Annotated in this window: 17 protein-coding genes; 15 read left to right on the top strand and 2 right to left on the bottom strand. The window is 33.9% G+C overall.

All coding sequences use genetic code 11. The annotated features are described in order from the left end of the window. Positions 1-28: 28 nt before the first annotated feature. The 15 genes from WFM46_RS13730 (at position 29) to WFM46_RS13800 (ending at position 6,636) form a co-directional block, all read left to right on the top strand. Positions 29-277, top strand: coding sequence for a hypothetical protein (locus WFM46_RS13730; protein ID WP_032650696.1), 249 nt, complete (start codon positions 29-31; stop codon positions 275-277). Further along, positions 267-548: a hypothetical protein gene (locus WFM46_RS13735; protein ID WP_032650698.1), complete on the top strand. Its 282-nt coding sequence runs from the start codon at positions 267-269 to the stop codon at positions 546-548. The genes WFM46_RS13730 and WFM46_RS13735 overlap by 11 nt, the downstream gene beginning before the upstream one ends. Before the next feature lie 110 nt (positions 549-658). Then, positions 659-1,033: a hypothetical protein gene (locus tag WFM46_RS13740; protein ID WP_088402769.1), complete on the top strand. Its 375-nt coding sequence runs from the start codon at positions 659-661 to the stop codon at positions 1,031-1,033. A gap of 102 nt (positions 1,034-1,135) precedes the next feature. Next, the gene (locus WFM46_RS13745; protein WP_032650702.1) at positions 1,136-1,504 is read left to right on the top strand and encodes a hypothetical protein; all 369 of its coding nucleotides are present in this window, start codon (positions 1,136-1,138) and stop codon (positions 1,502-1,504) included. Continuing rightward, positions 1,491-1,799, top strand: a complete 309-nt coding sequence (locus WFM46_RS13750; protein WP_086598726.1) for a hypothetical protein — start codon at positions 1,491-1,493, stop codon at positions 1,797-1,799. Before WFM46_RS13745 ends, WFM46_RS13750 begins: the two co-directional genes overlap by 14 nt. A 493-nt stretch (positions 1,800-2,292) precedes the next feature. Then, the gene (locus tag WFM46_RS13755; protein WP_049043888.1) at positions 2,293-2,592 is read left to right on the top strand and encodes a hypothetical protein; all 300 of its coding nucleotides are present in this window, start codon (positions 2,293-2,295) and stop codon (positions 2,590-2,592) included. Positions 2,593-2,597: 5 nt separating this feature from the next. Further along, positions 2,598-2,870 (top strand): hypothetical protein, encoded by a 273-nt coding sequence (locus WFM46_RS13760; protein ID WP_127348268.1) that lies wholly within the window; start codon positions 2,598-2,600, stop codon positions 2,868-2,870. A gap of 108 nt (positions 2,871-2,978) precedes the next feature. Next, a complete protein-coding gene (locus WFM46_RS13765) occupies positions 2,979-3,659 on the top strand; it encodes an N-6 DNA methylase (RefSeq protein WP_048980190.1) in 681 nt (226 codons plus the stop codon). Between the two features lie 104 nt (positions 3,660-3,763). Continuing rightward, positions 3,764-4,189, top strand: a complete 426-nt coding sequence (locus WFM46_RS13770) for a hypothetical protein (protein ID WP_048980192.1) — start codon at positions 3,764-3,766, stop codon at positions 4,187-4,189. Next, complete coding sequence (locus WFM46_RS13775) at positions 4,189-4,797, top strand: hypothetical protein (RefSeq protein ID WP_048980195.1); 609 nt, start codon at positions 4,189-4,191, stop codon at positions 4,795-4,797. The genes WFM46_RS13770 and WFM46_RS13775 overlap by 1 nt, the downstream gene beginning before the upstream one ends. Before the next feature lie 166 nt (positions 4,798-4,963). Next, a complete protein-coding gene (locus WFM46_RS13780) occupies positions 4,964-5,251 on the top strand; it encodes a hypothetical protein (RefSeq protein ID WP_032625123.1) in 288 nt (95 codons plus the stop codon). A 45-nt stretch (positions 5,252-5,296) separates the two neighbouring features. Further along, entirely contained in the window at positions 5,297-5,683 is a 387-nt protein-coding gene (locus WFM46_RS13785) for a hypothetical protein (protein ID WP_032625125.1), read from the top strand. 2 nt (positions 5,684-5,685) lie between these two features. Continuing rightward, positions 5,686-5,901 (top strand): hypothetical protein, encoded by a 216-nt coding sequence (locus WFM46_RS13790; RefSeq protein WP_032625127.1) that lies wholly within the window; start codon positions 5,686-5,688, stop codon positions 5,899-5,901. A gap of 80 nt (positions 5,902-5,981) precedes the next feature. Next, positions 5,982-6,308 carry a hypothetical protein gene (locus tag WFM46_RS13795; RefSeq protein WP_032625129.1) on the top strand — a complete coding sequence of 109 codons (327 nt, stop codon included), beginning with the start codon at positions 5,982-5,984 and terminating at the stop codon, positions 6,306-6,308. 52 nt (positions 6,309-6,360) lie between these two features. After that, positions 6,361-6,636, top strand: coding sequence for a hypothetical protein (locus WFM46_RS13800; protein WP_032625131.1), 276 nt, complete (start codon positions 6,361-6,363; stop codon positions 6,634-6,636). Between the two features lie 28 nt (positions 6,637-6,664). Here the strand turns inward: WFM46_RS13800 and WFM46_RS13805 are convergent, their stop codons facing one another. Then, positions 6,665-7,066, bottom strand: coding sequence for a type II toxin-antitoxin system VapC family toxin (locus WFM46_RS13805; protein ID WP_032625133.1), 402 nt, complete (start codon positions 7,064-7,066; stop codon positions 6,665-6,667). Further along, positions 7,066-7,323 carry a type II toxin-antitoxin system Phd/YefM family antitoxin gene (locus WFM46_RS13810; protein WP_032625137.1) on the bottom strand — a complete coding sequence of 86 codons (258 nt, stop codon included), beginning with the start codon at positions 7,321-7,323 and terminating at the stop codon, positions 7,066-7,068. Before WFM46_RS13810 ends, WFM46_RS13805 begins: the two co-directional genes overlap by 1 nt. Positions 7,324-8,716: the final 1,393 nt, after the last annotated feature.

Consider the following 8,716-nt stretch of genomic DNA (forward strand, 5'->3'; position numbering starts at 1 on the left):
TTTTATAATGCAATATAAGGAAATTACTATGAGTGAGAAAACAATAGAACGTCAAGTTATAGACCAGATCTTAGAACTTAAAACAAAAAACGAGAAAGAGTTAGTTGGTAGATTAAAAATTTTAGAAGAGGAAAAGGAATATATGAGAATGGAGTATGAACACATTATAAGTGAATTAAAAGATAAGCTTGAATGTGCTCGGAAAGAAAATGAATGGCTTTTGTCTGATATTTATCATATTCAAAGCATCATTAAAGAGGGTGATCATGACAAGTAATAATAACTGGAATGGAACAACAAGAAAAGATGATGAAATTTCATTAGATGACTCGACTATCACAATATCCTTATCAAAAGAAGATGAAGAGACAGAAAAGAAACAGTCTTTAAGGAAGAGATTTAATATCGAAAATCATTTAGAGAATGCTGCTATGTCAGGAGGTGTTATTGTAATGATCTTAGGTATGATTATCTACCTTCCTGTTATCCTTGTGATGATGACAGGGTTGATGATAAGAGAGTTGATAGACACGGTGAGAGAATGGTGATGCAAGGGGCTGTAAGCCCCTTTGTCTTGCCCGTTCTGTAGCTCTATCCTGTAGAAAATCGACTCAACACATGGTATGTTGGTTAAGTTAAGTCCTTATGTGTGTATCTCATGCTCAAATACAAAAGCTTGAAAGATTTTCTTGATGAACAGAAACAGCAAGAGCTATATAAAAAAAGGCTTGCTGAAAAGCTCTATTACACTGTTAAAAAGGGAACATCAGAAGAGATATTATCAGTTTTCAAGCAGTGTTCTGAAAGTAGTTTAGATTTCAAACAGGTGAAACATGACTACTTACTTGAATACTTTGATACGTTCAGATCTGGATATAACAAACCCTCAATTCTTATCATCCGCCTGATTATCAGTTATCAAAAAAACATTTCCGTAAAAGCTATCCAGTCATTTTATAACAATATTTATTACAGGCATCTTCTGGATGATGAAGAGTTAATAGAGTTAACTTCTCTTATCATTAAAGATTAAATCTGTAAGTAATCCGCTTATCTAAAACACCTTCCGATTATTTGACAATTGGGTTAGTTTTGTTATTTATATTTATATACATAACAAACAAAGGAGATATTTATGGATTACGCACAAAGTAAAGAACTATCTTTACACATTATAAGCTCTATGAATTTGAGCGTTCACTTTAACAAATACGAAGTAGATAACGAAAAAGATTTAGATGGTATTAAATATATAATCGAAAGAAACAAAGCAAACATAAAGATCAGCACAGCAAAAATTAAAGTTGTTGAGCAGGGAAGCTTGTTATTCTTATCAAGTAAAATGAGAGATACGTTAACAGCTACTGATTTATTCATTATTTATACTGATGTTGATGAGAATAATGATGAAGAGATCACAAAAAAACTAAGAGACTTTGCTTTTAGACATAAAGCATTTGTTGTTCAGATAACCAAAAGCAGGGGTGGTTATGATAATAGATAAAATACAGTATTGTGATTATGACTACACGTTAAAACAGATTAAACATGGAAACTACTATCACTTTAGGATTTATAAAAAACAATCAAATCATAAAGTAGTTAGAGGAACAGAACCTAAATATTTAGTAAAAAGGGAAGTTGATCTTTTAACAGATAAAAGAGTATACGCCGGAAAAGATAAAGCCAAAATAGAACAATTCGCAGAATCAATGAAGGATGAGTTAACAAACATAGTTTTTGACGTGATGAGTAAAACCAATAGCGTTGATACAAAAATAAGCAGAGCAGGAGAATAATATGATATTTTTAACATTGGTTATTATAGTGAATTTATTGATATTCATTAACATGGGGAGTTTTGTGCGTTGGGTGTCAGAACATAAGATTTATGGAATATGGTATAAAAGAATATTCAAGATCGGTTTTATTTTCTTATTCGCTATGTTTATTGCCAGTATCTTGGGCGGTGAAGCAGTTCAGACAGCAGCTAAATCTTTCTTCTTTTATATTGATTGCGTCATTGCGTTTGTCTTAATGACTATAGTTCACGCCTTTTACATCAAACTAAAATCCAAAAAGAACACGTCCAAACCCGCATAAAGCCCCGCAAGGGGTTTTAAAAGCATTCGTCTATTCACTTCTTTACATTGAATGCTAAAACCTATCAAAATCCTCAATCAATTGATAAAACCAATTAATCGCTTGATTTTAATTGTTGGTTACGTCATTTTAAACTTGTTTTGAAATTTCTTGTTACAAACACAAATCAGAACAGGTAAGGAACACATTATGAAGAAACAGATTTTAGCAGCAGCGGCTCTTATGGCTACGCTGGCGCTCTCCGGTTGTGGTGATGATGGTATCTATGGAACGTATGAAAACGCTCAATACGGCGCTGTTCTCGACGTTCAGAAGGATGTGATTAAGTTCAGGGGTGAAAGCTTTCCGGTGAAGTCGTGGGATGAAAGCCAAAAACCAACCTACATAGCTAAAACTCAACATAGCGTTGTTGGTTCATGGACGTTTAAGCTTGAGAAGACCAAAGACGGCGGCGTGATTTATCAAGGCACAAAGTTTAAAAAGGATTAATAAAAATGGAAAATAAAACTGTTCGCTGTCCGTTTTGTGATCATGAAACTAAACACGGCTTAGGTGTGTGCTTACCATGTGGGGCGAGCATTACATACGGTAAAGCGCCGTTATGGTTCGGTCAAATTGGAGCTTTACTATCAGTGGTATTAAGCTTTTTAGTTCTGATTTTTTCAGAGAATATGTTTGTTGGTTTAGCTTCTCTTTTTGTATTCTTGATATTAACTATTGTTCTCTCCAAAACCATTTATGCGGATAGAGTTGTATTCACAAGATAACACCCCTCTCTTTAAGCCCCTTCGGGGGCTTTCTGTTTTATAAATAAATTTGATTTATGCTTTTGTCATAGTGTTAACTTTAGGAATAAATAACTAAAGGAAAACATTATGAATAATATACAGCATTTATCAAAACTCATCACGGAAATCAAAAAACCCTCAACAGCATTAAACGCAGCCAGTATTTTAAAAGCAATAGAACTCTTTACGGGGTTTTGCCTTTATCTGGTTTGTGATGCGCTACATACCAAACAAAAAACCTTTCAGATTACGTCCAGTATCTTTGATGGCAATATCATAGCTAACATGCCAAAAAACGAGATAGAGAAGTATAGCAAGGCGGCAGATGCCGCTTACCAGTATGTTCATATCATCAAGCAGAAAGAGGCGTTTACAGACGTTCTATCAGAGCTGTATGAAGAGATCTATCTTACAGGTAAGTGCGGTGATGGCTTAGGCCAGTTCCTGACACCTGACGATGTGAGCAGTCTCATAACATCTATTGGTATGCGCTCAAAGGCTGATACAGCGAAAATCAATGAAGAATGCTGTGGTGCTGGCTCTATAGTGCTATCGACACTGAAAGAACTACATCAGAAGAATGGAAGGTATCTTGATACAACACTAAATCTGAATGACATAGATCCTCTTATGGTAAAAATGGCAATCATTCAAGTCATGGCTCCAATTGCTTTTAAAGAAAATGTAGATATTAAAGAGATAAATATTTTTAATCACAATACTTTGTTAAATAAAAATAAGCAGGTTTTTAAATACACTTCGGGTTAACTACTCCATTCATCCTTTATTTTAAAATAAAAGTATATATTTATTTGACTATTATTTTAAATATAGTATTTATTATATATAACATAAAACATAGGAGAATAGTTATGAATATAAAATACATTCCAATAAGTTGTGGAAAAAATGAACCGTTAACATTTAATGAAAGTGGTTTTCTTGAGGTGGATGAACTTGATAACATTGAAGTTCAAAAAAATTCTTTTAGTGATATTGAAAAACTTATAACGTTAATAGAAGTAAAGGCATTAATGTTAAGTATTGTTTATCAGGATATAAACGCTCAAGATCTGGATATAACATTATCAACAGAAAGAGGCTATGTATGTGCTGAGTTTTGCGGTGGTGTCTATGAGATTAGCATAAGAACAGACATAGGAGCAGGACGCTACGAAGCTTCTGTAGGTAATGAGCTGGTTATGTTTAACAGATTGGATGATGCGGTTGAAAGCTTCTTTGACTGTATAGAAGAAGCTGTAAAAGAGGTAATAAGAAGAGAGGGGGGAGATAACTAATGAGCAAACTAATAGAAACAACAACAGCACAAAAGATTTTCAAATCCATGATTGATTTAAATCTTGATAAAGATGAAGTCATTTACTTTGAAGAGTTCATAAACTTGCTATATGAGGCGGGGTTATTAAACCCCGATTTTCAGGAGCATCAGGAATTCATAGAAAACAACAGAAACTATTTTATTGAGTTAAAGAGGATTAGAACAGAGGGAAATAAGACTTTCGTAATAAGAAACTATCTAAATGATATGTTCGCAGAGCTAAGAAGGTTAAACAAGGATTTAGGCTATACCTATAAAGAGAAGGTAGAAGAGCTTATCAAGGAGTTTGAAAGCTTCTCAGAGACAGCAAAGCCTCTTGGTGATGGTAAAAGCCTTGTTTATCTTGTAATGCTTGGAACTCAGTCAAAGGGAAAATCACACAAAAAGATTGTGTGTGTGTTTATAAGAGATGATGAAAACAAAGAAATGTTCAATCAATCAATGAACTCTAAAATAATTCTCGCTGAAAAAGTTATTTTCTTTGAAGAAGTAAATACATTCAGAAGACCAAAATACTATCTAAGTGTTCTTGATAAAGCATTCAATATATTCAATGAAACCATGTAATCCCCGCAATGGGGATTTTTTATTGAGTTAAATTAATAATCAAGGATATATACACCGGATTAATTAAACCGTTTATCTGGTTGTTTAAAATAAAAGTATATATTTATTTGACTATTATTTTAAATGTTGTATTAATTATATATAAACAAACAAAAGGAGAAGTAATATGAAAAAAATTAAATACATAGAAATCACTGACGCAGCTATTTTAAAATTCATTTCATTAAATAGTTTAGACGCTTCGGTAAAAATAGAAGACGAAATAAGAAATGTTGCGGATTGGATGTTAAGCAATGAAATGTTTAAAAAAACTGGAAATAAAAAGATCATTGGAAAAATAGTAGACGCCGCTTCTGATTATCATAAAGGTTGCTATTTAATCTATAACTTTGAAAAGTATTATAATATCGAATGTTTTTACACTGTAGATTTTAACGATTATATAAACAGCTAATATCTAACACAGCCCCGCAAGGGGCTATGGTAAGGAGAATATAACATGATTAACTTTTTAATAGGTTTTTTGATAGAAATAAAGGTATTGGTTTTAAAGATAAAGATTGATAAAGCCTCACATGTATTAAGTAGGGCTATGCTTTCAAAAGGGTATAGCAAAGACTTTAATGACAAATGTAAAACAGTAAGAAAAAAGCTTTTGGCTTTCTATGATAAAGATTTAAAACAACCATCCAACTATAGAAACGCTGAATATATGTTAGATGAAGCAATGGTTTTGTGTAATAAGTTTAACTACCTTGTTGAAAAATCACTTATTACAGAACATAAAAGAAATAGTAAAAGCTCAGGATCGTCAACCTCAGACTCATTTTTTGGAAGTGGTGGAGATTGTGATGGTGGCGGCGATTGCGGCGGTGGAGGAGATTAATAATGAATAAAACAGAAAAACCAATCAATATTATAACTTCTTCAATTTTTAATGTGGCGTTCAGTTTAGGGATAACATCATTATTTGAGATAACAAACAATATTCCAACAATGATAGCAATGGGGATTTTAACAGAGATTATGACTTTAATAGCATACAAAGAGGAAATAAAAACACTAATAAAAAATAGAAACCTAAACCGCTTATCGGATAGTTAAAATAAAAGTATATATTTATTTGACTATTATTTTAATATGGTGTAATTAATATATATAACATAAAACAAAAGGAGAATATTATGTCAAACTTAAATAGTGAAGATTTTAACGCAATGAAAGAAGCTGGTTTTATTAATGAATGGAAAAAACCCGGAAGTGATGAAGTTAGATATTACATCAACACTAAAGAGATAATCAATCTATGGTCAGAAGATAAGATTGAATTAGGTTATTCAAGAAGAGAAAGGTCTGAGTTAGAAGCACATAAATGGTGGTATGTTGAGTCTAAAAAGGGTGGTTTTGTTTTAAAAACATCCATGAGTTATAACAACACTAAGCATAAATATATATTCCCATCACTTTCAAAAGTATTGATAGAAGCGTCTAAAAGCGATCTTTCTGACTGAATGTTATAGGATGGTATTGAAAGGTTAATAAACATAAAAAAAGGAAAGTATTATGAATAGAACAAACTTTAATGTAATAATGAAAGATATAGTAGCGGAGCGTTTTGATGATGAAAGTGAAGCTTTGACATTTCTTGTCTCTGAAATGAGAGCTAATGGATATTATATTAACCCAAATGATTATTATCTATGTTGTGTTAGAGGTGGTTTAAATATTACTAAACTAGATCGTATTCAAAACTACGGTAAAAGGTTTAAAGCACATCAGATAAAAGAAGAGTTAAAATCAGTTTATGAACACATTAAAGAAAAATGTAAAGAAGACTGAATAAAAAGCCCCTGTTATGGGGCTTTTTTTATCGGTTAGGTATGATGGTAATGTAGTCGCTAACGAACTCAATCAGCTTGCTATCGCTGGTAATCAAAGGAAGCTTGTTATGCTTCGCTTGAGCCACGATAAGACGGTCAAACGGGTCTTTGTGTAGCTTCTCCGGCAAATCGGCTACAACAAGCGTATGCTCGCTTTTAACAGGTATCTCAATCAAGCCAGCTTCAAACAGGCCATCTCTAAACAGCGTTGGATTATCAACATCAAAGGGCTTGTTAAGACTACTTTTAATTACGACTTCCCAAACGCTGGCAGCAGAGAAGAACAGGCGGTTTTCGGTGTCTTCCAACAGCTCTACAACCTCTTGCTTTAAGCGATCAGGACGATAACCCATGAATATTAAGATATTGGTATCTAAGAGGTAATCCATTACTCATATTTCCCTTCAAACATATCTTGAATTTCATCAGCGTTCATATCATCAAAGTTATCAAGGAAGCTATCAGAAACGCTACCTTTGTTGAGCATGAAACCTAACTTGCGCTTAGGCTTCTCTTCTCTGTAGGCGATGACTTTTACCAGAGCGTGACCGTTCTTTGCGATCACAACTGGCTCACCAGTCCGGGCGACCTCTTGAACGATCTTGGACAGGTTAGTTTTAGCATCATAGATGTTAACCTTTTCCATAATATCACCTCTCATTGAACACATTTTAAGCTTAACTCCTGTAGTTAGTCAGGTCAAGTTAGTCAGAACAGGATACGTGGTTACGTTGTCACTATCAAGTATATATTAATATATATTAGTATATATTAGGTTAAATCATAGTTATGTGAAAGGTCAGGTAGGACAGGCGGCAGCAGGGCAGATCTGGATCAGGCCGGATGTTATGGGGTAGGATAGATGGAAAGTAGAAGCGGGGAAAGGTAGGTTTTAGTATTCCTACATATGGCGAGAACCTACATACCTACTCTATCGAGGATAGCGAAAAGGGGAGGCGTAGCCTCAACTTGAAGTATTCCGGCACATGGAAGATAAAAAAACAGCATCAGGAATACAAAAGAAACGTAACACACTGTTATATATAGGTATTTTGTTATATTCCGGTTTTTCCAAACATTCCAGCCAGAAATCACACCACATATACAAATCGCACTGTTTCAAAGTATTCCAAGCCGTGGAATGTTATTTTTGCTGTTTTGGAATATAAAAACGACGCAAACCCTTGATATATAAGGCTTTTTTGTTTTATTCCACACATTCCAAATATTCCAAAAATATAACACACATACATATATATAAAATAGATCGATCCCTGTCTTTTGCATGTGTAGATGTAGAGGTAGGGTGACACAAGGTAGGGTAGGAGCAATAGACCCTTATTTTCTACAAGTAGGAGTAGGCTAGCCTACTCCTACTTGTAGAAAATAAGGGTCTATTGCTCCTACCCTACCTTGTGTCACCCTACCTCTACATCTACACATGCAAAAGACAGGGATCGATCTATTTTATATATATGTATGTGTGTTATATTTTTGGAATATTTGGAATGTGTGGAATAAAACAAAAAAGCCTTATATATCAAGGGTTTGCGTCGTTTTTATATTCCAAAACAGCAAAAATAACATTCCACGGCTTGGAATACTTTGAAACAGTGCGATTTGTATATGTGGTGTGATTTCTGGCTGGAATGTTTGGAAAAACCGGAATATAACAAAATACCTATATATAACAGTGTGTTACGTTTCTTTTGTATTCCTGATGCTGTTTTTTTATCTTCCATGTGCCGGAATACTTCAAGTTGAGGCTACGCCTCCCCTTTTCGCTATCCTCGATAGAGTAGGTATGTAGGTTCTCGCCATATGTAGGAATACTAAAACCTACCTTTCCCCGCTTCTACTTTCCATCTATCCTACCCCATAACATCCGGCCTGATCCAGATCTGCCCTGCTGCCGCCTGTCCTACCTGACCTTTCACATAACTATGATTTAACCTAATATATACTAATATATATTAATATATACTTGATAGTGACAACGTAACCACGTATCCTGTTCTGACTAACTTGACCTGACTAAC

This window comes from Leclercia sp. M50 (assembly GCF_037150775.1).
Lineage (GTDB): Bacteria > Pseudomonadota > Gammaproteobacteria > Enterobacterales > Enterobacteriaceae > Enterobacter.